This is a genomic window from Stenotrophomonas sp. 1278 (assembly GCF_029892765.1).
GTDB classification, from domain to species: domain Bacteria; phylum Pseudomonadota; class Gammaproteobacteria; order Xanthomonadales; family Xanthomonadaceae; genus Stenotrophomonas; species Stenotrophomonas indicatrix.
This window is the reverse complement of sequence record NZ_JARXWD010000001.1, coordinates 400192-423495: the sequence shown is the minus strand read 5'-3', so window position 1 is coordinate 423495 and position 23304 is coordinate 400192. Positions and strand designations below refer to the sequence as shown.

General features: G+C 67.9%; 23 protein-coding genes. All 23 read right to left on the bottom strand.

All coding sequences use genetic code 11. The features are described from left to right. Positions 1–12: 12 nt before the first annotated feature. Positions 13–756 (bottom strand): RNA polymerase sigma factor FliA, encoded by a 744-nt coding sequence (locus M2299_RS01970; protein ID WP_025878979.1) that lies wholly within the window; start codon positions 754–756, stop codon positions 13–15. Further along, positions 753–1640, bottom strand: coding sequence for a P-loop NTPase (locus tag M2299_RS01965; protein WP_025878980.1), 888 nt, complete (start codon positions 1638–1640; stop codon positions 753–755). Before M2299_RS01965 ends, M2299_RS01970 begins: the two co-directional genes overlap by 4 nt. Then, on the bottom strand, positions 1627–3258 hold the full coding sequence (flhF, locus tag M2299_RS01960) for a flagellar biosynthesis protein FlhF (RefSeq protein ID WP_280883753.1): 1632 nt from the start codon (positions 3256–3258) through the stop codon (positions 1627–1629). Before flhF ends, M2299_RS01965 begins: the two co-directional genes overlap by 14 nt. A gap of 145 nt (positions 3259–3403) precedes the next feature. After that, a complete protein-coding gene (gene flhA / locus M2299_RS01955; RefSeq protein WP_032974843.1) occupies positions 3404–5506 on the bottom strand; it encodes a flagellar biosynthesis protein FlhA in 2103 nt (700 codons plus the stop codon). Beyond that, positions 5503–6633 carry a flagellar biosynthesis protein FlhB gene (gene flhB, locus M2299_RS01950; RefSeq protein ID WP_280883752.1) on the bottom strand — a complete coding sequence of 377 codons (1131 nt, stop codon included), beginning with the start codon at positions 6631–6633 and terminating at the stop codon, positions 5503–5505. The genes flhA and flhB overlap by 4 nt, the downstream gene beginning before the upstream one ends. Positions 6634–6799: 166 nt before the next feature. Further along, positions 6800–8929 (bottom strand): bifunctional diguanylate cyclase/phosphodiesterase, encoded by a 2130-nt coding sequence (locus M2299_RS01945; RefSeq protein ID WP_280883751.1) that lies wholly within the window; start codon positions 8927–8929, stop codon positions 6800–6802. A 161-nt stretch (positions 8930–9090) separates the two neighbouring features. After that, positions 9091–9882 carry a flagellar biosynthetic protein FliR gene (fliR, locus tag M2299_RS01940; protein ID WP_105164005.1) on the bottom strand — a complete coding sequence of 264 codons (792 nt, stop codon included), beginning with the start codon at positions 9880–9882 and terminating at the stop codon, positions 9091–9093. 16 nt (positions 9883–9898) lie between these two features. Next, positions 9899–10168: a flagellar biosynthetic protein FliQ gene (locus M2299_RS01935; RefSeq protein WP_005413254.1), complete on the bottom strand. Its 270-nt coding sequence runs from the start codon at positions 10166–10168 to the stop codon at positions 9899–9901. A 109-nt stretch (positions 10169–10277) separates the two neighbouring features. Further along, positions 10278–11057 carry a flagellar type III secretion system pore protein FliP gene (fliP, locus tag M2299_RS01930; RefSeq protein ID WP_025878986.1) on the bottom strand — a complete coding sequence of 260 codons (780 nt, stop codon included), beginning with the start codon at positions 11055–11057 and terminating at the stop codon, positions 10278–10280. Between the two features lies 1 nt (position 11058). Then, positions 11059–11466, bottom strand: a complete 408-nt coding sequence (gene fliO, locus M2299_RS01925; protein ID WP_280883750.1) for a flagellar biosynthetic protein FliO — start codon at positions 11464–11466, stop codon at positions 11059–11061. Continuing rightward, on the bottom strand, positions 11463–11798 hold the full coding sequence (gene fliN / locus M2299_RS01920; RefSeq protein ID WP_025878988.1) for a flagellar motor switch protein FliN: 336 nt from the start codon (positions 11796–11798) through the stop codon (positions 11463–11465). Before fliN ends, fliO begins: the two co-directional genes overlap by 4 nt. After that, positions 11795–12799 carry a flagellar motor switch protein FliM gene (fliM, locus tag M2299_RS01915; protein ID WP_025878989.1) on the bottom strand — a complete coding sequence of 335 codons (1005 nt, stop codon included), beginning with the start codon at positions 12797–12799 and terminating at the stop codon, positions 11795–11797. Before fliM ends, fliN begins: the two co-directional genes overlap by 4 nt. Positions 12800–12809: 10 nt before the next feature. After that, positions 12810–13325 (bottom strand): flagellar basal body-associated FliL family protein, encoded by a 516-nt coding sequence (locus M2299_RS01910; RefSeq protein WP_099842429.1) that lies wholly within the window; start codon positions 13323–13325, stop codon positions 12810–12812. A 222-nt stretch (positions 13326–13547) separates the two neighbouring features. Next, a complete protein-coding gene (locus M2299_RS01905) occupies positions 13548–14711 on the bottom strand; it encodes a flagellar hook-length control protein FliK (RefSeq protein ID WP_099842430.1) in 1164 nt (387 codons plus the stop codon). Continuing rightward, positions 14711–15178 carry a flagellar export protein FliJ gene (gene fliJ, locus M2299_RS01900; RefSeq protein WP_025878992.1) on the bottom strand — a complete coding sequence of 156 codons (468 nt, stop codon included), beginning with the start codon at positions 15176–15178 and terminating at the stop codon, positions 14711–14713. Before fliJ ends, M2299_RS01905 begins: the two co-directional genes overlap by 1 nt. Next, the gene (locus M2299_RS01895) at positions 15175–16575 is read right to left on the bottom strand and encodes a FliI/YscN family ATPase (RefSeq protein ID WP_025878993.1); all 1401 of its coding nucleotides are present in this window, start codon (positions 16573–16575) and stop codon (positions 15175–15177) included. Before M2299_RS01895 ends, fliJ begins: the two co-directional genes overlap by 4 nt. Further along, on the bottom strand, positions 16572–17213 hold the full coding sequence (locus M2299_RS01890) for a FliH/SctL family protein (RefSeq protein WP_140227014.1): 642 nt from the start codon (positions 17211–17213) through the stop codon (positions 16572–16574). Before M2299_RS01890 ends, M2299_RS01895 begins: the two co-directional genes overlap by 4 nt. After that, a complete protein-coding gene (fliG, locus tag M2299_RS01885; RefSeq protein WP_025878995.1) occupies positions 17210–18196 on the bottom strand; it encodes a flagellar motor switch protein FliG in 987 nt (328 codons plus the stop codon). Before fliG ends, M2299_RS01890 begins: the two co-directional genes overlap by 4 nt. Positions 18197–18206: 10 nt before the next feature. Continuing rightward, positions 18207–19853: a flagellar basal-body MS-ring/collar protein FliF gene (gene fliF, locus M2299_RS01880; protein WP_025878996.1), complete on the bottom strand. Its 1647-nt coding sequence runs from the start codon at positions 19851–19853 to the stop codon at positions 18207–18209. 12 nt (positions 19854–19865) lie between these two features. Continuing rightward, entirely contained in the window at positions 19866–20231 is a 366-nt protein-coding gene (fliE, locus tag M2299_RS01875; protein ID WP_025878997.1) for a flagellar hook-basal body complex protein FliE, read from the bottom strand. Positions 20232–20751: 520 nt separating this feature from the next. Continuing rightward, complete coding sequence (locus M2299_RS01870) at positions 20752–21168, bottom strand: hypothetical protein (RefSeq protein WP_280883749.1); 417 nt, start codon at positions 21166–21168, stop codon at positions 20752–20754. 249 nt (positions 21169–21417) lie between these two features. After that, positions 21418–22923: a sigma-54 dependent transcriptional regulator gene (locus M2299_RS01865; RefSeq protein WP_025878999.1), complete on the bottom strand. Its 1506-nt coding sequence runs from the start codon at positions 22921–22923 to the stop codon at positions 21418–21420. Next, positions 22920–23297, bottom strand: a complete 378-nt coding sequence (locus tag M2299_RS01860; protein ID WP_280883748.1) for a response regulator transcription factor — start codon at positions 23295–23297, stop codon at positions 22920–22922. The genes M2299_RS01865 and M2299_RS01860 overlap by 4 nt, the downstream gene beginning before the upstream one ends. Positions 23298–23304 lie beyond the last annotated feature (7 nt).

The following is a 23304-nucleotide window of genomic DNA, read 5'->3' as shown; positions in this document are numbered from 1 at the left end:
TTCCTTTGTTGATCAGCTCTCGAGGCCGGCGTCGGCCGCCTCGAAAATCTTCAGTCGGCCACGCAGGCGCAGGACCGCCTGGCCGTGGATCTGGCAGACCCGCGACTCGCTCACGCCGAGCACTGCGCCGATCTCTTTCAGGTTCAGTTCCTGCTCGTAGTAGAGCGACAGCACCAGCTGTTCGCGCTCGGGCAGGTGGCCGATGGCATTGCCCAGCTCGCGGCCGAATTCACCGCGCTCCAGCACCTGCTGCGGGGTCGGGCCGCCCTGGGCGACGGTGTCCAGCTCGCCCTGGTCTTCAATGCGCGACTCCAGGCTCAGTACCTGGCCGCGCGAGGCGTCCTCCATCAGGCGCAGGTACTCGGGCAGCGGCATCTCCATCGCGGCGGCCACTTCGGTGGCACTGGCGGCGCGGCCGGTGCTCTGCTCCAGGCGGCGGATGGTGGCCGCAGCGTCACGTGCACGGCGGTGCACCGAACGCGGTACCCAGTCGCCACGACGGATCTCATCGATCATCGAACCGCGGATGCGGATCGAGGCGTAGGTCTCGAACGAGGCACCCTGGTCGGCGTCGTAGCTGCGCGAGGCTTCAATCAGGCCCATCATGCCGGCCTGGATCAGGTCGTCCACCTCAACGCTGGCCGGCAGGCGTGCCGCCAGATGGTGGGCGATGCGCCGCACCAGGTCCGAGTGCTGGGCGATGACCTCGTTGGCCGCCGTGCGCTGGACCTCTCTGTACTGGGCGGCGCCTTTCATGCTGCCACCCCGCGCTGCTTGATGATGCGTTCGAGGAAGAACTCGACGCCGCCGCGCGGCTCGGTCGGTGCCTGCCAGCGGGCGGTGCGGCGGGCGATCTCGGTGATCGCCAGTGCCGACGGGCTGGACGGATAGGCTTTCACCACCGGCTGCTGGCGCTGCACCGACAGGCGCAGCCAGTCGTCCTGCGGCACGCAGCCGAGGTAGTTCAGCGAGACATCGGCGAGGAATTTCTCGCAGACGCGGGTCAGCTTCTCGTACAGCACGCGGCCTTCGTTGGGGTCGCGCACCATGTTGGCCACCACCTGGATGCGGTCCACGCCACGTTCGCGCGACAGCACCTTGATCAGCGCATAGGCATCGGTGATCGAGGCCGGTTCATCACAGACCACCACCACGGTGTCCTGCGCGGCCTGGCAGAAGGTCAGCACGCCATCGGTGATGCCGGCGGCGGTGTCCACCACCATGATGTCCAGCTCGCGCTCCAGCTCGGAGAACACGTTGACCAGGCCCACATGCTCGGCCGGGGCCAGCTCGGCCATGTGCCGGCGGCCGGACGCAGCCGGTACCACCAGCACGCCGTTCGGGCCTTCGATGATCACGTCATCCAGGCTGCAGCGGCCAGCGACCAGATCGGCCAGGGTGTTGGTGGGGCTCAGGCCCAGGATCACGTCGATGTTGGCCAGGCCCAGGTCGGCATCCAGCAACAGGGTGCGTTTGCCCATTCCCGCAAGCGCCACGGCCAGGTTGGCCGATACGTTGGTCTTGCCGACGCCGCCCTTGCCGCCGGTCACGGCAATCGTGCGCACAGGGCCGAGCGGCTCGCTGCGGGTCGCCGTCAGCGGGAAGGTGGTGGTCAGCTTGGCGTACTCACGCGACGGCATGGTTCAACTCCGGGTTGCAGGGCATATCGGCCGCGCGGCGCAAATCTTCAAGGCGAAGTACAAGATTGGCTGCACTGGCCCGGTGCAGGTCGTCCGGGACGTCCTGGCCATCGGTCACCCAGGTGATCGGCAGCTTGTGGTCCACCGCCACCGACAGGGCGTTGCCGAAGCGGCCGGTCTCGTCCAGCTTGCTCAGCACCAGGCCCTGCAGGTTGGCCGCGCCGAAGCGGCGGACCACCTCGTCCATGTCGCCGAAGCTGGTGTTGGCCGGCAGTACCAGCAGGGTGCGGACCTGGCGGGCGGCGCGCAGCCACTGCAGCTGGGCGGCCAGCGCACGGTCGCGCGGGCCCAGGCCGGCGGTGTCGATCAGCACCAGCTTGTAGTCCTTCAGGCGTTCCAGCAGCTGGTCCAGGTCGGTGCCGCTGTTGGCCTCGTGCACAGCGATGCCGAGCTGGCGGCCGTAGCCGTACAGCTGTTCGCGGGCGCCGATGCGCATCGTATCGGTGGTGACCAGGGCGACGTCGCGGGCGGCATGGGCTTCGGCGAAGCGCGAGGCCAGCTTGGCGATGGTGGTGGTCTTGCCGGCGCCGGTCGGGCCGACCAGGGCGATCACACCGCCTTCCTCCATCGGATCGACCGGGGCGATCGGCAGCTTGCGCGAGATCAGCCCCAGCATCAGGCCGCGGCCGCGATGCGCTTCGGTTTCCAGCGGGATCTGCATGGCCACGTCGCGGGCGATGCCGGCATCGAAGCCGTACTCGTCCATCAGGTCCAGCGCGGTGGCACGCACCGGGCTGCCGCGCAGGCGCTCGTCGGTGAAGCGGTTCATCTCGCGCTCGATCACCTGGCGCATGCCGGCCACTTCCTGGCGCAGGTGGCGGATCTCGGCGTCATCGGCGACCAGGGTCAGCGCAGGTGCTGGCGCCAGCGTCGGCATCGGTGCCGGTGCAGCTTCGATCGGCTGCACGGCAACCGACGCGTGGGAGGCTTGGTCTTCGGGTGCCGTGTTGGCTTGGAGGGCAACCGGCAACGGCGGCGGCGTCACTGCCGGCAGCTGCGCGCTGTCTTCCAGTGGCGGGTCGATCTGGAAGCGGGCGCGGTTCACCGGCGCGGCTGCCGCAGGCGAGGGCGAGGGCGAGGGCGCCACGATGGCGTCGGCAAACGGGGCGAAGATCTGTTCCGGCAGCGTCGATTCATTGACGGCGGCGCGCGCCAGGGTGGCGGCAAAGCCGGTGCTGCCACGCGTCGGCACGATCTCGTCGGCGCTGTCCAGGGTGCGGCCGGTAGCGCCGACGGCGGCGCGGGCGAGGGCGGCGACGGCCGAGGTGGTGGCGGCCACCGGCTCCGGTGCCGGGGTGCCGCTGCGACGGCGGGTGACCGCGGCGATCACTGCGTCGGCGGCGCTGCGCGGCTTCGGCGCGGGCGGCGGTGCCACGTCGCGGCGCGACGCTTCCAGGGCGCGCTGCACGGCGCTCTCATCGTAGTTGGCGGCGGCCACGATCTCGATGCCTTCCTCGATCCGGCGGTTGGACAGGATCACGGCATCAGGACCATGCTCCTTGCGCACCAGGTTCATGGCCGAGCGCATGTCGGCGGCGACGAATCGTTTGATTTTCATGCTGTGGTCACGGGACGAAGTCGGCGGAGTGGCGGTCGGAGAACGCGGATGGTCGGTGGTCTGCACGGTTCGGGTTCCCCTTGGAATCTGTCTGTTGCGGGTGTTTGAAAGTGGTGTCTGTTTTCTGGCGCGTTGCAGGGCGGCGTCAGCTGATCGTTCCGACCAGCTTCAGGCGCTTGTCCTCCGGCACCTCGCTGTAGGCCAGGACCGACAGCGACGGAACGCTGTGGCGGACCAGGCGGGCCAGCGCGGCTCGCACCGGGCCAGGTACCAGCACCACCGCGGGCTCGTTGCGGGCTTCCTGCTTGCTGACACATTCGGCCAGGCTCTGGTGCAGTCGCTCAGCGAGTCCGGGTTCCAGCGCGGCGCCGTTGCCCTGCGTGGACTCCTGCAAGACACGTTCCAATTGCGGGTTGAGGGTGAACACCGGCAGCTCCGCCGACATTCCGGCGATCTCCTGCACGATGAAGCGGCCCAGTGCGGTGCGCACGGCGGCGGTCAGCGTGGCCGGGTCCTGGCTGTGCGGGGCGTGTTCGACCAGTGCTTCGGCGATCTTGCGCAGCTGGCGGATCGGAATGCGCTCGACCAGCAGGTTCTGCAGCACGCGCACCACCGCCGACAGCGGCAGCGCCTTCGGCGTCAGATCTTCGACGAGCTTGGGCGCGCTCTTGGCCAGGTTGGCCAGCAGGTGCTGCACTTCCTCGTGGCCGAGCAGTTCCGGTGCGTGCTCGCGGATCAGGTGCGAAAGGTGGGTAGCCACCACCGTGGCCGGGTCGACCACGGTATAGCCCAGGGTTTCGGCCTGGGCGCGCTGGTGTGGCTGGATCCAGGTCGCGTCCAGTCCGAAGGCCGGGTCCTTGCCGGCGATGCCTTCCAGCGGACCGAGGGCACTGCCCGGGTCCAGCGCCAGTTCGCGGTCGGGATGGATCTCGGCAGTGGCCACCGGCACGCCATGCACCAGTACCCGGTAGCCGTTGGCCGGCAGTTCCAGGTTGTCGCGGATGTGGACCGAGGGAATCAGGAAGCCGACGTCCTGGGTCAGCTTGCGGCGCACGCCCTTGATGCGCGGCATCAGCTCGCCGCCCTGGTTGCTGTCCACCAGCGAAATCAATCGATAGCCCACTTCCAGGCCCAGCGGATCGACCGGGCGCAGCTCGTCCCAGCTCAGTTCCGCGGTGGGTGCGGGGGCCGCGGGGCGGCCCAGCGCGTTCAGTGCGTTGGCGTCGCCTGCAGCGGTGTCGGCCTGCGCCGGCACCAGGCCCTTGCGGTACACCTTCCAGGCGATGAAGCCGAGGATGGCCGCCAGCGTCAGGAAAGCGACGTTGGGCATGCCCGGTACCAGGCCGACCACGCCGAGGATGCCGGCGGTGATGGCCAGCGCACGGTACTGGCCAAACACCTGGCCGGTCATCGCCTGCGCCATGTCCTGCGAGCGCGAGGCACGGGTAACCAGCATCGCCACCGCGCTGGAGACCAGCAGCGCCGGCAGCTGCGCCACCAGGCCGTCACCGATCGACAGCAGGGTGTAGGTGGCGGCGGCATCGCCGAAGGGCATGCCATGCTGCAGCACGCCCACGGCCAGGCCGCCCAGCATGTTGATGAACAGGATCAGGATGCCGGCGATCGCGTCGCCGCGGATGAACTTGCTGGCACCGTCCATCGCACCGTAGAAGTCGGCTTCCTCGCGTACTTCCTCGCGGCGCAGCTTGGCTTCCTCGCGCGTCAGCAAACCGGCGTTGAGGTCGGCGTCGATCGCCATCTGCTTGCCGGGCATGGCGTCGAGGATGAAGCGCGCGGTCACTTCCGAGACGCGGCCGGCGCCCTTGGTGATGACCACGAAATTGATGATGGTCAGGATCGCGAACACCACGATGCCGACGGCGTAGTTGCCGCCGATCACGAACTCACCGAATGCGGCGATCACCTTGCCGGCCGCTTCGTGGCCGTTCTGGCCGTTGAGCAGGATCACGCGGGTGGAGGCCACGTTCAGCGCCAGCCGCAGCATGGTGGTGATCAGCAGCACGATCGGGAAGATGGTGAAGTCCAGCGGGCGCTTCACGTAGACCACCGCCAGCAGCACCATCAGCGAGATGGCAATGTTGAAGGTGAACAGTGCGTCGAGCACCGGCGCGGCCAGCGGCACCACGACCATGGCCAGCAGGGCCAGCACGATCAGCGGCGCGCCAAGGCCCTGGCGGATCATTTCAAGCGCGCGGCGGGTATTGAAGCTGGATGCCTGGGCGCTCATGGATGGCCCCCGTTGCCGAACTCATCAACCTGGATGTGCGGCGTGGACGGCATCGGGCCGGTCCGCCAGCTGCGCAGCTGGTAGACGTAAGAGAGGACCTGGGCGACGGCTGAATACAGTCTCACGGGGATTTCCTTGCCGAGTTGGCCTTCCCGATACAAGGCGCGTGCCAAAGGCGGGGCAGAGACGATGGCGACCTTGTTGCCGTCGGCCACTTCACGGATGCGCAGGGCGGTTTCATCCACGCCCAGGGCGACCACGGTGGGTGCGTTCATGGCCCCGCCTTCGTATTTCAGGGCCACCGCGTAGTGGGTGGGGTTGACCACCACCACGTCGGCAGTGGGGACCGCCTCCATCATCCGGCGGTTGGCCATCTGCTGCTGCAGCTGGCGGATGCGGCCCTTCACTTCCGGGCTGCCTTCGCTTTCCTTCATCTCCCGGCGCAGCTCCTCGCGGGTCATCTTCAGCTTGCGCATCCAGTTCCAGCGCTGGTACGGCGCGTCGATGGCGGCCAGCACCAGCATCGCCCCGGCGGTGGCCAGCAGCAGCCGCAGGGTGAAGCCCAGGCCGTCGCCGATGGCCGTTTCCAGCGGCTGGTGGATCAGCCCGCGCAGGGTGTTGAAGCTGGTCCAGACCACCATGCCGGCGGCGACGCCGACGAAGGCTACCCGCAGCAGCGACTTGATGAACTCGGCGATGGCTTCGGGGCCATACAGGCGCTTGAGCCCGCTCATCGGGTTCATGCGGTTGATGTCGGGCATCATCGCCTTGGCCGACCAGCGCAGGCCGCCCATCACCACCGGCGCCAGGAAACTGGCCAGCAGGCAGACCAGCACCAGCGGGGCGATCACCCACATCAGCTGCAGCAGCAGGTCGCCGAAGTGGCCGAACAGCGCCTTCGGGTGCTGGCGCAGGCTCTGTTCGGGGCTGAGCGCATGGCGCATCCAGGCGCTGGCGCCGCTGGCCATCGAGCCGCTCATGGCCATTACCGCGATCACCCCGGCGCCGAACACGGCGGCCGTGCCCAGTTCACGCGAGCGCGGCAGGTTGCCCTGTTCGCGGGCGTCGCGCAGGCGTTTTTCTGTCGGTTGTTCGGTTTTTTCGCCGGCGGATTCGTTCTCGGACATCACAGGCACTGCAGCAGGGGATGCCGGGGTGCGTGCAAGAATCGTTCCGTTACGGGTGCATGTGCCAACTGAAGTGGGCGCCTGCCGGAGCAGGTACCGGTAGCGCCGGGCCATGCCCGGCGAGCGGGCAGCCTGGATCATTGCATCCGCCGGGCATGGCCCGGCGCTACCCCGGGGGCCGGTCCTGCGGGCCCTGCGCCAGTTCCACCCGTGGCCGCGGCAGGTCGTGCAGCTGCATGAAGCGGGCCGCGTCCACTGGCCGGCCCAGCAGGAAGCCCTGCAGGTAGTCGCAGCCGAGGCGCTCCAGGTAGGCGCGCTGCGCGGCGGTCTCCACGCCCTCGGCCACGATGTCCATGTCCAGCGCATGGCCCAGCGCAACGATGGCCGACACGATCACCACGTCTTCGGCGCTGTGTTCCAGGTCGCGCACGAATGCGTGGTCGATCTTGATTTCGGTGGCCGGCAGGCGCTTGAGGTACAGCAGGCTGGAGTAGCCGGTGCCGAAATCATCGATCGAGATGCCCACGCCCAGGGCGGAGAAACTCTGCAGCAGGCGCAGGCTGGTATCGGTATCGCGCATCACCGTGCTTTCGGTGATCTCCAGCACCAGGTTGCGCGGGGCGATCGCGTAGCGCTCGATCACCTCGCGCACGTCCTGCAGCAGGTGCGGCGAACTGAACTGCACCGGTGACAGGTTCACCGACATCGTCCAGCTTTCATGGCCGGCATCGTGCCAGTGCCGCAGCTGCTGGCAGGCCTGGTCCAGCGCCCAGCGGCCGATCTCGTTGATCGCGCCACTGCGCTCGGCCAGGCGGATGAAGCGGTCCGGCGGAATCAGGCCCTGTTCCGGATGACGCCAGCGGATGAGCGCTTCGGCACCAGCCACCTTCTGCGTAGCCACGCGGATCTTCGGCTGGTAATGCAGGAACAGCTGCTCGCTGCCGATCGCGCGGCGCAGGTCGGCCAGCAGGCGGAACTGCTGCTCGGCGCTGTCGTTCATCCAGTCGGCGAACAGCACGAACGCATTGCGGCCCGACTCCTTGGCCTGGTACATCGCCGCATCGGCAAAGGCCATCAGCTGGCGTTCGCTGGCGGCATGGTCGGGGCAGATCGCGATACCGATGCTGGCGCTCACCTGCAGCTCGTGGTCCGGCAGCAGCGGGCCGCTGCCCACCGCCTGCAGGATGCGCCGGGCCAGGGTCGGCAGGTCCTCGTCCTGTTCGATGCGCACCACCAGCACGAATTCGTCGCCGCCCAGCCGTGCCAGCATGTCGTGCGGCCGCAGCAGCTGGCGGGTACGTTCTGCCACGGCTACCAGCAGCGCATCGCCGGCCTGGTGGCCATAGGCATCGTTGACCTGCTTGAAGCCATCCAGGTCCATGAACATCACCGCGAAGCGGCTGCCGCCCTGTTCGGCCTCGGCCAGGGCCTGCAGGATGCGCCGCTGCAGCAGCAGCCGGTTCGGCAGGCGGGTGAGCGGGTCGTGCAGCGCGGCCTGGGTCAGTTCCTGCTGGGCGTCGGTCAAGGAGGTGCTGAGCAGCGAGTTGCGCAGGCGCAACAGCTGCGCCTCCACCCGCTGGTCCAGCCAGGACACCACCAGCACCACCGCCAGGATCGCCACGGTCAGCACCACCACCAACATCGCCAGCCAGTTGTTCTGCAGGTCATCGCCCACCGCTGCGCCGCAGACGCTGCCCTCGGGGAAACGGGCGGCAGCCATGCCGGTGTAGTGCATGCCGACGATGGCCAGGCCAAGCAGGCCGGCGGCGGCCAGGCGGTCGCCGATGCGGGTGTGCTGCGCGCGCAGGCGGAAGGCCACGTACAAGGCAGTCCACGACGCGGCCACCGCGACCAGCAGCGACAGCAGCAGCCACACCGGCTGGTAGTCAATGCCCGGTTGCATGCGCATCGCGGCCATGCCCACGTAGTGCATGCTGGCGATGCCGCTGCCCATCAGCAGCGCACCGCCGGCCAGGCGGGGATGGGGCAGGGTGCGCAGCGATACCAGCCAGAGCGCGAACACCGACGAGCCGATTGCCAGTGCCAGCGACAGCAGGGTGATGGGCAGGTCGTAGCCCAAGGGAATGGGCAGGTCGAAGGCGAGCATGCCGATGAAGTGCATCGACCAGATGCCCAGCCCCATCGCAAAACCGCCGCCCAGGCGCCACCACCAGGTCGCGCCCTTGCCGGGCGCGGTGACGGTGCGCCCGGCCATCGCCAGTGCGGTGTAGGACGCCATCACTGCAACCAGCAGTGAGGTCGCCACCAGCCATGGGTTGTACGTGCCTACCAGCATTCGTCAGTCTCCCGGACCTGCCTGTCAACGGAAAAACTACGGTGGGGCATGCGCAAGGCGGGCGACCAGAGCCGCCGGTTGCAGCGTCCCCCCGGTCGCTGCGCATTCACTCTAACGCGGGCACCGGGGGGGACGGCAAGCAGCAGAACGTGACGACCGCGTCAGCGGGTCACTGCATCGGCAGCCTGGAAGGCAGCATCGAACAGGCGCTGCACCGGCGGCCCCATTTCGCCGACCAGCAGGGTCAGCAGGAACAGGCCCAGCAGCAGCGAGACCGGCAGGCCCAGCTGGATCGGATTCAGCGCCGGCGCGGCGCGGGCCAGCACGCCGAAGGCCAGGTTGACCGCCAGCATCGCTACGGTCAGCGGGATGGCCAGGGTCAGCGCGCCACGCAGCACGGTCAGCAGGAAGGTCGGGGCGATGCTGAAGAAGGCGTGCGGGTCGGGCAGGGGCGCGCCGATGGGCAGGGCGCGGTAGCTGTCCACCACCAGCGAGATCAGTGCCAGGTGGCCGTTGGCGGTGAAGAACAGCAGGCCGAACAGCAGATAGAACCACTGGCCGATGACACCGGAGGTGCCGCCGCGCAGCGGGTCGCTCATCTGCGCAAACGCCAGGCCGGTGCCCTGGGCGACCAGTTCGCCGGCCATGGCACCAGCCTCGAACACCAGCCGCAGCATGAAACCGATGGCCACGCCGATCGCCAGCTCGCGGGCGATGGTCAGCACGGTAGCGGCGTCGAAGCCAGTCCAGTCCGGTACCGGCGGCAGCAGCGGCGCCAACGCAATGGCCAGGGTGCCGGCCAGCATCACCCGCACCCGACCGGGCACCGCGCGGGTACCGATCATCGGCATTGCCATGGCCACTGCGCCGATGCGCAGCATGGTCCACAGCACGGTGCCGATCATGCCGAAGGCGTTCAGGCCGTCGGCAGCCATCTGGGTGGCGGCGTCCATCTGCGTGCGCGTCCGTCTAGCCGATCAGGTGCGGGATGCGCTGGAACAGCAGCGTGGTGAATTCGACCAGATGGCCGATCAGCAGGCTGCCCAGTGCAAACAACACCGCTGTGAGGGCCGCGGCCTTGGCAACGAAGGCGATGGTCGGCTCGTTGAGCTGGGTCGCCGCCTGCACCACGCCCACCACCACGCCGACCACCAGTACGGTCAGCAGCAGCGGGCCGGCCACCCAGAGCACGGTAATCAGGCCGCCACGCAGTTCGGTCAAGGCAAGTTCGGGAGACATCATGGTTCCATCGGTAGCGCCGGGCCATGCCCGGCGGTGGTCAATGCGACGGCCGGCACTGCCCGGCGTCGCCTCTGTAGAGCCGAGCCATGCTCGGCTGACCTTCGGATCAGGCCGGATTGAAGCTTGCCGCCAGCGTGCCGACGGTCAGCACCCAACCATCGACCAGCACGAACAGCAGGATCTTGAACGGCGCAGAGACCAGCATCGGCGACAGCATCATCATGCCCATCGACATCAGCACGCTGGCCACGACCAGATCGATGATCACGAACGGGATGAAGATCAGGAAGCCGATCTCGAAGGCGGTCTTCAGTTCGCTGGTGACGAACGACGCAACCAGCACCGGGAACGGAATCGCATCAGGGCTGGCGTAGGTGCCGTGACCGGCGATGCCGGCGAAGGTCATCAGGTCGGTCTCGCGGATCTGCGCCAGCATGAAGGCGCGCAGCGGCGTGGTGGTCAGCGTCCAGGCAGTCTGGAAGTCGATCTCGCCATTGAGGTACGGCGCCATGCCGGTACTCCAGGCCTTGTCCCAGGTCGGCAGCATGATCATCGCGGTGAGGAACAGGGCCAGGCCCAGCAGGACCTGGTTGGACGGCGTCTGGCCGGTGCCCAGCGCCTGCCGCAGCAGGCCCAGCACGATGATGATGCGGGTGAAGGAGGTCAGTACCAGCAGCATCGACGGGATCAGGGTGATCGCCGTCATCAACAGCAGTGTCTGCAACGGCAGGCTGACCGGCGCACCGCCGATCTTGCCGACGTTGATGTCCGGCAGCGGCGTGGTCGGCGCGCCCGGGGCGGCGAACGCCAACGCAGGCAGCAGACACAGGGCGATCAGGCTCAGCCACGGCAGCAGGGTGGCAAGACGGGAACGGGTCACACGCATGTCAGGGGTCCTTGCGCAGCCGCTGTTGCAGCAGCTGGGCGAAATTCGGCAGGTTCTTCAGGTCGGGTACGCGTACCGGCGCAGGCGGTGGCAGCGGTTCGGGCAGGGTGTGCAGGGCGTTGATGCCGCCGGCGGTGACGCCCAACAGCAGTTGCTGACCATTGACCTCGACCACCACCACGCGTTCCTTGGCGCCGACATTCAGGCTCGCCACCAGCTTCATGCCCTCGGCCGGGCGGAAGCCGCTGCCGGGCAGGCGCTTGAGCAGCCAGCCCAGGCCGATGACCAGGGCCAGCACTGCCAGCAGGGCCAGTACCGCACCGAACAGGCTCGGTGCGGCCGGCGCATGCTGGCCGATCTGCGGGGCCGTCGTGGCGACGGCCAGGGTGGTGGCGGCGAGCAGGCTCAACGCAGTCTCCGGATCCGCTCGCTGGGGCTGACCACATCGGTCAGGCGCACGCCGAAGCGGTCGTTGATCACCACCACTTCGCCATGGGCGATCAGCGTGCCGTTGACGAACACGTCCAGCGATTCGCCGGCACCCCGTTCCAGCTCTACCACCGAACCCTGGTTGAGCTGCAGCAGGTTGCGGATCGGCAGGCGGGCGCGGCCGACTTCCAGCGACAGCGTCACCGGCACATCGAGGATCACGTCCAGGTTCAAATCCGGGCCGGTCGCTTCATCGGCCTGCAGGTTGCTGAACTGGGCCGGGGTCGGTTCGAGGGCGTCGATATCGTTCATTGCGGGTCTTCCTGGATGACGGGTACGCGCGGACGGGTGCCCGGCGGATGGGTAGCGGTGATCTTTACGGCGTTCATGCCGTTGGCGACGCCGAACTCACCGGTGAACACCGGGATGTTCTCCACGCACAGCGGCACCTGCGGGCTCAGGTCGATCGGCAGGATGTCGCCGACCTTCAGCCGGGTCAGGTCGCGCAGGGTCATGCGCTTGCTGGCCAGTACGCTGGACAGGGTCACTTCGGCCACGTTGAGCTGCTCGCGCAGGGTGCGGCCCCAGCTCTCGTCGCGGTCGTTGCGGTCGCTCTGGATGCCGGCGTCGAGCAGTTCGCGGATCGGCTCCAGCATCGAGTAGGGCAGGGTCACGTGGATGTCACCGCCACCGCCGTCGAGTTCGACATGCAGGCGGCACACCACCACGTATTCGCGCGGCGTCACGATGTTGGCGAAGTGCGGGTTGATCTCCGAGTTGATGTACTCGAATTCCACGTCCATCACCGGTGCCCACGCTTCACGCAGGTCGGCGAAGGTCTGCTTCAGCAGCAGGTGGATCACCCGCATTTCGGTGGCGGTGAATTCGCGGCCTTCGATGCGCGTCGGGTAGCGCCCGTCGCCGCCGAAGAAGTTGTCGACGATGGCGAACACCAGGGTCGGTTCGAACACGATCAGGCCGGTACCGCGCAGTGGCTTGAAGCGGATCAGGTTCAGGTTGGTCGGCACATACAGCGAGTGCATGTAGTCGTTGAACTTGATCAGCTCGATGCCGCGCACGGACAGTTCGGCCGAACGCCGGATCAGGTTGAACAGGCCGATCCGCCACAGGCGCGCAAAGCGCTCGTGGACCATTTCCAGGGTCGGCATGCGACCGCGGATGATGCGGTCCTGGCTGGCGAAATCGTAGGAGCGTGCTTCGCCACTGGGGGCGTCCGGCTCGGTTTCGACCGCGCCACTGTCCACGCCATGCAACAGGGCATCGATCTCATCCTGGGACAGCAGGTCATTCATCGGGGAGCCCTTACTGGGTCACGAAGCTGGTGAACAGCAGGTCGTCGGCACCGTTGCTGCCGGTCTCGGCCTTCAGCACCTTCTGCACTTCGGCCAGCGAATCGGCCTGCAGCTTCTGCTTGCCGGCGATGTCGGCGATCTGCTGCGGGCTGACCTGCGAGAACAGCATCAGCAGGCGCGCGCGGATGGCCGGGGCATGGGTCTTGATCGCTTCCAGCGCGGCCGGATCGCGGGTCATCAGCTGCACTTCCACCTGCAGGTAGCGCGGGCCGTCGATCGAGCCGTTGAGGTTGACCACGAATGCCGGTTCCAGCGCGAAGTACTGGGCCGGGGCCGGGGTGGTGGTCTTCTTCGGCGCCTGCGCGGCCTTGTCTTCGTGCTTGGACTGGGTGAAGAACCAGACGCCGCCACCGGCGGCACCGGCGGCCAGTACGGCGACCAGGGCGGTGATCAGGATCGGACTGCGCGGCTTGGCGGTCTTGTCCTTGTCGGCGGTCTTCTTGGTTTTGTCAGCGGCTGCGGCCACGGGGTGAAGCTCCTGAGGGTTGCTTCACCGGGATATGCAAGGGGTGTGCCGGAGCGGCCGGAGAGGGCGGTGACGGAATTCCGTCGGGTGTTCAAATCGGTAGCGCCGGACCATGCCCGGCGGAATGTCGGGAATCCGCCGGGCATGGCCCGGCGCTACCCGTGTTCTGGTGGGTGCCAACCGTCCCGCTCTGGTGGGTGCCAACCTTGGCTGGCACGCCTGTCAGGCGTACGCGTCCAACAACCCGCGCTGGCGGATCAGCTGCGACGCCGACACCGTGGTGTCGCCCAGTGACGGTTCTCCGTCACCACCACGACCGCCGCCGCCCGCCGGGCTGCCCGGAGTGCCGTCGCCACTGTGCTGCTGGCCGACATCGGCATGGGCCAGCTGGAAGCCCTGCTCGCCCAGCAGTTCACGCAGGCGCGGCAGGCTGCTTTCCAGCGCCTGGCGTACATCCACATGCGGGCTGCTGAAGCTGGCATGGACCTTGTCACCGTTCATCTGCAGGCGCACGTCCACCGGCCCCAGGTCTTCCGGATTGAGGCGGATGTGGGCATGGCCGATCTTCTGGTCGGCCAGCCAGCCGATGCGCGCGCCGATGGCCTGGTCGAAACCATCATCGCCCAGCACCGGCTTCGGAGTCGGTTCGCCATTGAAGACGGCATTGCTGGCCAGTGCGGCCTTCAGGTCCTGCAGGGCGGCGGGCAGGGGGGGCTGCAGCGGTGCCGGAGGTGCGCGGTCGCCGATCTGCAGACTGTCACCGTCGTCGGCACGATCCAATGCCTTGCCACCCATCACCAGCTCCGGCAACGGCAGGCCACTGGCCTCATCATCGCCGGCAGCGGATGCCGGAGCGCTGGCGGCCGGCGCTGCCGCGCCCTGGCTCGCGTTGGTCGCCACTGCGGCGGCCGCGGGTGCCAGTGCAGCGGAGGGCAGCGCGCCGCCTTCGGCATCGCTGGCCGCTGGCGGCGGCAGCACAGGCGCCGGATCGACGCCGGTGGGCACGGCCAGCATCAGGCCGGCCAATCCGAGTGGCGGCCAGGGCGCGTCGTCCGCGTTGGCCGGGGTGTCCTTGTCGTCGCTGGCAGCCGACGTTGCCGGTACAGCAGGTGTCGATGTGCTGGCGTCCGTGGCGGCTGCTTCGCCGTCGGTCGGCCGCGGCGTCGCCTTGCCCGGGTTGCCGTCGGGTGGTGTTGCAGCGTTGGCCGGTGTTGCCGGATTGCTGGCGTTTGTGGCGGTACCGGGCGTGCCGGTCGACGCGCTGCCACCCTGCAGCATCTGGCCGAAATCCTTGCCGGAATCGCTGCGCGAGGCGCGTGTGCTGCCGGCATTGCCACTGCCGCCGGGCGTCGGTGCGCTGGCGTTGCTGCTCAACGGGGAGGGCATCACGACCGGCCTCCCTGCTCGCCATCGTCCTGGTCTTCGGTCTGCGCCAGGCGCGCGCGGCGTGCGCCGATGTCATCCATCTCGCGCTGGTCGCGGCGGTCGGTCACCACTTTTTCCTGCGCGCGGTAGCTGGCAGCCAACTGCTCCAGCACGGCCTTGTCACGGCTGGCCAGGATCAGGCGCGCGCGTTCGGCCTCCACTTTTTCGAGGTTGCCGTTGACGGTCTGCTGCTGCTGTTCCACCGCGCTGTCCAGCCGGTCCAGGAATGCGCGCCGGTTCAACAGCTGCGCCGGGCTGGTCGCGGCCATCTGCGCGTTGGCGTACTCCTCGGCGTAGCGCCGCAGTTCGTCCAGGCGCGACAGATGGGTGTCGAGCACGTTCTGGCGTTCGGCCAGGTCGCGGGCGACCGCGTCCTCGTGTTCCTGGGCCCGCTTCAGCAGGGGGTCGATGCGCTTGGACTGGATCATGTCAGCCTCTCGTTCTCTTGTTCCACCAGGCGCTGCAACGCCGCCTGGCTGTGCGGTAGATCTGCGGCCTTGGCCACATCCTGGCCGAGGAATTCCATGATTTCCGGCCAGCGCTCAAGGGCTTCATCGGTTGCCGCGTCGTTGCCGCGCTGATAGGCGCCGATGGCGATCAGGTCGCGGTTGGCCGAGTAGGCCGAGACCAGCCGTTTCAGCTTGCGGATGCGCAGACGCCACGGTTCGTCGGCGATTTCCGTGACCACGCGGCTGACCGACGATTCCACGTCGATGGCCGGGTACAGGCCGCTGTCGGCCACCCGGCGCGAGAGCAGGATGTGGCCGTCAAGAATCGCGCGCGCTGCATCGGCGATCGGATCCTGCGGATCGTCGCCTTCGGTCAGCACGGTGTAGAAGGCGGTGATCGAACCGCGCCCCTTGGCGCCGTTGCCTGCACGTTCCACCAGTGCCGGCAGCTTGGCGAACACCGATGGCGGATAGCCGCGCGTGGTGGGCGGCTCGCCCACCGACAGGCCGATCTCGCGCTGCGCCTGCGCGAAGCGGGTCAGCGAATCCATCAGCAGCAGGACGTTCAGGCCCTGGTCGCGGAACCACTCGGCGATGGCGGTGGCGCGGTAGGCGCCATGCAGGCGGGCCAGCGGCGGCCGGTCGGCCGGGCTGGCCACTACCACCGCGCGGCGCAGGCCTTCCTCGCCCAGCGTGCTTTCAACGAAATCGCGCACTTCGCGGCCACGCTCACCGATCAGGCCAACCACGATCACGTCGGCGGCGGTGTAGCGGGTCATCATGCCCAGCAGCGTCGACTTGCCGACGCCGGAGCCGGCGAACAGGCCCACACGCTGGCCGCGGCCGATCGGCAGCAGCGCGTTGATCGCGCGCACGCCCACGTCCAGCGGCTGGGTGATGGGTTCGCGCGCCAGCGGATTGATCGAAACGCCGGCCATGCCGACGTGGCCTTCAGCGCGGATCGGGCCCTTGCCATCCAGCGGTACGCCATCGCTGTCGATGACACGGCCGAGCAGGCCTTCGCCCACTTCCACGCCGCCACGACGTGCCGAGGGCACCACCCGCGCATTCGGCAGCAGCCCGTGCAGTTCGGCGCTGGGCATCAGGTAGGTGCGTTCGCCGGCGAAGCCGACCACTTCGGCATCGACCCAGCCGCCGTCAACCACTTCCACCTTGCAGCTGGCGCCGAGCGGCGCTTCGCAGCCGACCGCTTCCAGGGTCAGGCCGACCGCCCGCCGCAGCACGCCTTCGCGGATCAGCCCGCGACCGTGCGCGGTGTCGACTTTCAGGCCGTCGAGGCGGTTGGCCAGGCGCAGGTTGCGGGCAACGGCCCAGTCGGCCGGCGGCGACGGCTGCGAAGCGGTATTGGTATTCATGCGATGGCTCCGGTCTGGCGGATCACGGCGTCCAGCGCGCCGCGCAGGCGGGCTTCCAGGGTGCCGTCGATGCGTACCGCTTCGGCATGCACGCGCAGGTCGCCACGGCTCAGGCTGGTATCAGGCACCAGGCGCTGCTGCGGCGACAGGGTCAGCAACGGGGCGAGGGCGTTGATGTCATCGGGGTGCAGGCGTACTTCCACCTCGCGGTTGCTGCCGCCGACGGCGTCAATCGCCTCGCCGACCAGTTGTCCCAGCAGCGCCGGATCGGCCTCGTAGGCACGGCCTACCAGCGCACCGGCAATGCGTACCGCCAGTTCGCCGAGGGCGCCGACCACTTCATTTTCCAGGCGTGCCAGCGGCCGGCCGAAGTTGTCGAGGATACCCTCGATCTGCGCGACCAAGCGGCGCACTTCGGCTTGGCCCTGGCTGAAGCCATCGGCATGGCCCTGGTCGAAACCTTCCTTCTCGGCGCTGTCCTGGATCGCCTGGATTTCCTCCAGGGTCGGCAGCTGCAACGGCGGCTCGGGCTCATGCTCCGGGTCCGGCTCGGTGAGTTCGAAGGCCTCGTCCTGGTCCAGCACCGGTTCGGGCTGGGCCAGCAGGTCCGGGGCAAGCCAGCGCACGACGTTGCTCACAGCATCGCCTCCGCGCTGCCGCCGATGGTGACAGTGCCCTCATCGGCCATGCGCTTGACGATGGCGAGGATCTCGCGCTGCGCCACTTCCACGTCGGACAGGCGTACCGGGCCGCGCGCTTCCATGTCTTCCAGCAGGATCTCGGCTGCACGCTGGGACATGTTGCGGGTGATCTTGTCGCGCACCTTGATGTCGGCGCCGCGCAGGGCCAGGCCCAGTCGTTCGCCGCTGACTTCGCGCAGCACCAGCTGCATCTCGCGGTCGTCCAGGTCCACCAGGTCGTCGAACACGAACATCAGGTCCTGGATGCGGCCACTCAGCGGTGCGTCGATGCGCGCGATCTCGCCCAGGATCGCCTGGTCCTGGCCGCTGTCCATGAAGTTGAGGATGTTGGCCGCGCACTGCACGCCGCCGATGTTGGACGACTTCAGGTTCTGGTTGCCGGCGAACTGGCGTTCCATGATCTCGTTGAGTTCGTTCAGCGCATTGGGCGGAATGCCGTCGAGGGTGGCGATGCGCAGCAGCACGTCCACGCGGGTGCGCTCGGGCAGCAGCTTCAGCGCGTCGGCAGCCTGGTCGGTTTCCAGGTGCGCCATCACGATGGCGATGATCTGCGGATGCTCGTTGCGCACCAGGTCGGCCACCGCGCGCGGGTCCATCCACTTCAGTGCGTCCAGGCCGGTGGTGTTGCGGCCCAGCAGGATGCGGTCGATCAGGTTGCCGGCCTTCTCGCTGCCCAGCGCCTGCACCAGCATGTTGCGGATGTAGTCGTCCGAGCCCACGCCCAGCGAGGTCTTCGAGCCCAGTTCCTGGCTGAACTGGTCCATCACCCGTTCCACCTGTTCGCGGGTGATGTCGGACATGGTGGCCATGGCGATGCCGATCTTCTGCACCTCCTTCGGCTCCATGTGGCGCAGCACTTCGGCCGCGTCCAGTTCACCCAGCGACAGCAACAGGACGGCGGCGCGCTGCACGCCGGTCAGGGGCGCGACCTCAGTCATTGGCCACCCAGCCCTTGACCACCTGGGCCACGCGCTTGGAGTCGGTCTTCACGGCTTCACGGGCCATCCGCAATCGTTCCTCATAAGAATCCACCGGCAGGGCCAGCGCTTCCGGCCCGCCCAGGCTGACCCGGTCGGCGCCCAGCGCCGGCAGCGGGGTGCCATCGTCATCGACCAGCTGCACGTCCGCGGTGTGCGGTTCCAGCGCCAGTTCTTCGTTCTTGCGGTTCTGCCCGGTGATGCCGCGCAGTGCCGGGCGCAGCACGCCGAACAGCAACGCCATCACCACCAGCGCACCCAGCAGCATGCGGCCGGCATCGTGCACCCACGGCAGTTCCCACCAGGCCGGGCCTTCCACCGGCGTGGTGTCACGCACGAACGGGGCATTCATCACCGACACGGTGTCGCCACGCTCGGCACTGAAACCGACGGCCTGCTTGACCAGTGCCTCGACCCGGGTCAGTTCGGCCGCCGACAGCGGCTGCGGTGCAACCTTGCCGTTGGCGCCGGCGCGCGGCACGTTGTCCACCAGCACCGCCACCGACACGCGCTTGATGCGGCCGGCCGGCTGGCGGGTGTGCTGCAGGGTACGGTCCAGCTCGTAGTTGCGGGTCGCGTTCTTGCTGCTTTCGGTCGGTGCCTGCGCGGTGGCCGGTGCCGCGGCCTGGCCCGGCGGGCTGTTGCTGGTGGCACCCGGTACGCCCTGCGGGCCCGGCGTGCTGCTGGTGTTCTCGCTCATCTGCTCGCTGCGCAGCTTCTGCGGCTCGCCGTTGTACAGCTCGCGCGCTTCCTCGGTCACCGAGAAGTCCATGTCGACACTGACTTCGGGGTTGACCCGGCCGGGGCCGGTCATCGGTTCCAGCAGCTCGCGGATACGCTGGTTGAACGAGGTTTCCTGGCGGCGCACCTGTTCGAACTGGGCAGCGTTGACGGCCGCTTCGCTGTTGGGGTCGCTGACGCTGAGCATGCGACCGCTCTGGTCGACCACGGTGACGCGTTCCGGCGCCAGATCGGGAATGGCTGCAGCAACCATGTGCACGATCGCATCAACCTGGCTGCGTTCCAGCTGCTGGCCGCCACGCAGTTCAAGGGTGACCGAGGCACTGGCCACATCACGCTGGCGGGTGAACGCACTGGGCTTGGGAATGGCCAGGTGCACGCGCGAATCGCGCACCGGGCGCAGCGTGTTGATGGTGCGCGACAGCTCGGTTTCCAACGCGTGCTGGTAGCGCGCACTTTCCACGAACTGGCTGACACCAAAACCGGGGTCGCGCTCCATCAGCTCGAAGCCGAGCTTGCCGCTGTCGGTCAGGCCCGAGCCCGCCAGTTTCAGGCGGGCATCATGCAGGTTCTTCTCCGGCACGGTGATGCCGCCGGTGGCCGGGTCCAGCTGGAACGGAATCTGTGCGGCACGCAGCAGATCGGTCGCTTCAGCGGTGGCCTTCTGGTCCAGGCCGGTGTACAGCGGCACCATGCCCGGCTTCTGCGACCAGAAGAACACGAACAGCCCGGCCGCGACGGCCACGGCGATCATCGCCATCAGTCCGAGCCGACGGGTGATCTGCAGGCTTTGCAGCCGATCGAACCACTGGCCCGCCTTTTCGGCGTTCAGGGATTCCTTGGAGAGCGACAGGGCCATGCGGTTCTATCCTTACAGCGGCATGTTCATCACGTCCTGGTAGGCCTGGACGAGACGGTTGCGGACTTCCACGGTGGCGCGGAAGGCGATCTGGGACTGCTGCGAGGCGACCATCACCTTGGCCAGGTCGGCACCGGGTTCACCCAGTTCGAAGGCCTTGGCCAGCGCGCCGGATTTCTGTTGCGCATCGTTGACGCCGGCGATGGCGCCGCGCAGGGTTTCAGTGAAGCTGGCAGGCTGGACCTGCGGCGCATCCAGCACCGTGCCCGGCAGGGCATTGCTACGCGGCGCTTCGGCCAGCGGGTTGAGCGCGGGCTGTCCTACCTGGGTCTGGTAGGAGCGGATCTGGGAAAGGATCGAAGTGACGGAGTGGGACATCTGCAACGGTTCCAGAAACAGGGATGGGGGTGTCTGCTGGAGCTAGTGCAAGTGCCGTGCCGAAATGGCTGATCGGTTCAGTGAAGTGAGGGGGGTATTGCTTTGCGGGGTTGCACCCCGCGCCCCGCGGTAGTGCCGGCCGCTGGCCGGCAACCTCAACAGCGACAGCCAAAGCGGGTTTCCTGTGGGATGGCGGGGTGGGTCCGGTTGCGGGGGACGCCGTGAACCCGTCCATGGGGGCTTGGCCGCGGCATCCATGCCGCGGACACCCCCGCAACCGGACCCACCCCGCCTTCGACAGGTTCCCGCTGCTGTTGGTGGGTGCTGACCGTTGGTCGGCACGCTGCGCTTGGTGGGTGTCGACCTTGGTCGACACGCTGCTGTTGGTGGGTGCTGACCGGTGGTCGGCACGCTGCTCTTGGTAGGTGTCGACCTTGGTCGACACGCTTGATCCACGCCATGCGTGGATGCTGCTCTCGAGGCGCGTGACGCGTCATTTCACCGGCGTCGGTTTTTTGGCCTATGGCTGCAGGGTCCAGCGGCTGGAATTCTGGCGCTGGCGTGGGGCGATGGGGCCGTCGTGCTGGGTGTAGATGAAGCGGCCCTGGTGGTCGGTCAGGCAGGTCAGCAGCAGGGTGTAGCGGGCGGGGCCGGCGGGGTGGGCTTCTGTCATCTGGATTTCCGCAATGTGCGGAGCCAGTTGCTGGTAACGGTAGCTGCCGCCGATGCGGAGGTCGGTGCCGAGGATGTGCAGCACGTACTGATTGCTGCCGAAGCTGACCTGCACCATGCGTCCGGCATTCGGATTATCTGGCTGGTACAGCGGATCGCTGAGGTTGGTGAACTGGCGCTGGTCGAGTGTGGTGGGCAGCGTGCAGTTGGATGCTGCGGCCAAGGCCGGGCAGAGCAGGGCGGCAAGCAGAGTCAGACGATGCATGGCGGAACCTCGTTGGGATGTCCTTGCCATGCTCCGCGGTGCGGTTGCGTTGTCTGTAGGAAAACGTGCAAATGCAGCGAAATATTCTCGGTACCGTCGCCCGGCATCCACGCATGGCGTGGATCTACTGAGCAATCCGGCCGCTGCCATGGAACCGTCGGACCCGCCCGCGCATCAGGCGGACCCCCACAAACACCAACGCCCGGGCAAGCCCAGGCGTTCGTGCCCCCTTCATGCTGGTGACGCGTGTCAGCTGGCCAGTTCGGCCGCTTCGCGTTCGATGCCGTACTTGCGCAGCTTTTCCACCAGGGTGGTGCGGCGCAGGCCGAGCAGCTGGGCGGCGTGGGCAACCACACCCTGGGTGCGCTCCAGTGCTTCGTTGATCAGGCCCAGTTCGATGTTGGCCATGTGGTTGCGCAGGTCCAGGCCGTCGTCCGGCAACGCGGCCGGCGCTGCGGCGCGGTTGACGGCGATGCCATGCTCGAGCGACGGCTGGTTGCCGCTGCCCGGGGTGTGGAACGAGAAGCTGCGCAGGTCCAGGCGTTCTTCGCTGGCGACCACCGGAGCGGCCGCGACCACAGCGGGTACGGCCAGCGCGGCGTCGCCGCGGTAGCGCGCCGGCAGGTCCTGCACGCGCACCGAGCCACCCGGGTGCAGCACGGCCAGGCGCTCGACCAGGTTGGTCAGTTCGCGCACGTTGCCCGGCCATTCGTAGCCGGCCAGCGCCTGCAGCGCTTCCGGGGTGAAGCGCACTTCGCCGCGGCCGGTGCGGGCCAGCTGGGTGGCGATGGTTTCCACCAGCGCCGGCAGGTCTTCGCGACGCTCGCGCAGGGCCGGCACATCGATCGGGAACACGTTGAGGCGATAGAACAGGTCCTCGCGGAACTTGCCATCGGCAATGCGGCTTTCCAGGTCGCGATGGGTTGCGGCGATCACCCGCACGTTGCAGCGGATGGTCTGGTTGCCGCCGACGCGCTCGAAGCTGCGCTCCTGCAGCACGCGCAGCAGCTTGACCTGCATCGGCAGGCTCATGTCGCCGATCTCATCGAGCAGCAGCGTGCCGCCCTCGGCCATTTCAAAACGGCCCTTGCGCGCGGTCAGCGCGCCGGTGAAGGCGCCCTTTTCGTGGCCGAACAGCTCGCTTTCCAGCAGTTCGGCCGGAATCGCGCCGCAGTTGATCGCCACGAACGGACCATCGCGGCGCGGCGAGCGCTGGTGGATGCTGCGCGAGACCACTTCCTTGCCGGTGCCCGATTCGCCCAGCACCAGCACGGTGGTGTCGAACGCGGCGACCTGCTCGATCATCGTGCGCAGTGCGCTGACCGCCGGACCGTTGCCGGTCGGTCCCTGGTCCTGCACGGCACCGGCCTGGTGTTCGGCATCCAGGCGCTTGAGGCTGGCGCGGCGCAGCAGGGCTTCCATCTGTGCGTGACGCAGCGGCGCTTCCAGCGGCCAGATGTTGGCTTCGTGCAGGCCATGCCGCTGCGCGAACGCAGTCGCGTCACCGTCGGCCAGCAGCACCGGCGGCGGCAGGCTGCTGCCCCCCAGCCAGGCGTACAGGGCGGTGCTGGCGGCACTGTCGTCCAGGCTGCCGACGATCACCGCCATCCAGTCGTTCTGGCGCTGGCGCGTCAGGTCGAAATCGGCCGCGTCGGAAACCCAGCGCGGGTTGAAGTCCATGAATTCCAGCAGGGCCACGGTGCGCTCGGCACGCACCGCGTCGTTGTCCAGTACCAGGATGCGCGATTCGCTCACCACCGTTCCTCCCTGAGGCCTTCCAGGATCGGCATGACTTCCTGGATGTAGGACAGCTTGCTGACGAAGTTGTCGGCGCCGGCGCGCAGTGCGTGCTCGCGATGCTCGACGTCATCGAAGTGGCTGGCGATCACGATGTACGGGGCATCATCCTGCGACTTGATCAGGCGGGTGGCCTGCAGGCCGCCCATTTCCGGCATCGCCAGGTCCATCAGCACCACCTGAGGGCGCAGGCTTTCCGAGCGTTCGATCGCTTCCAGGCCGTTGCCGGCGCTGCCGACGATCTGCAGCCAGTCGATCTTGCGGAAGTGGCGCATGGCCGCGTTGATGAAGCCCTCGTGGTCATCGACCAGCAGAACTGTGAGCTTGTTCATGTCCAAC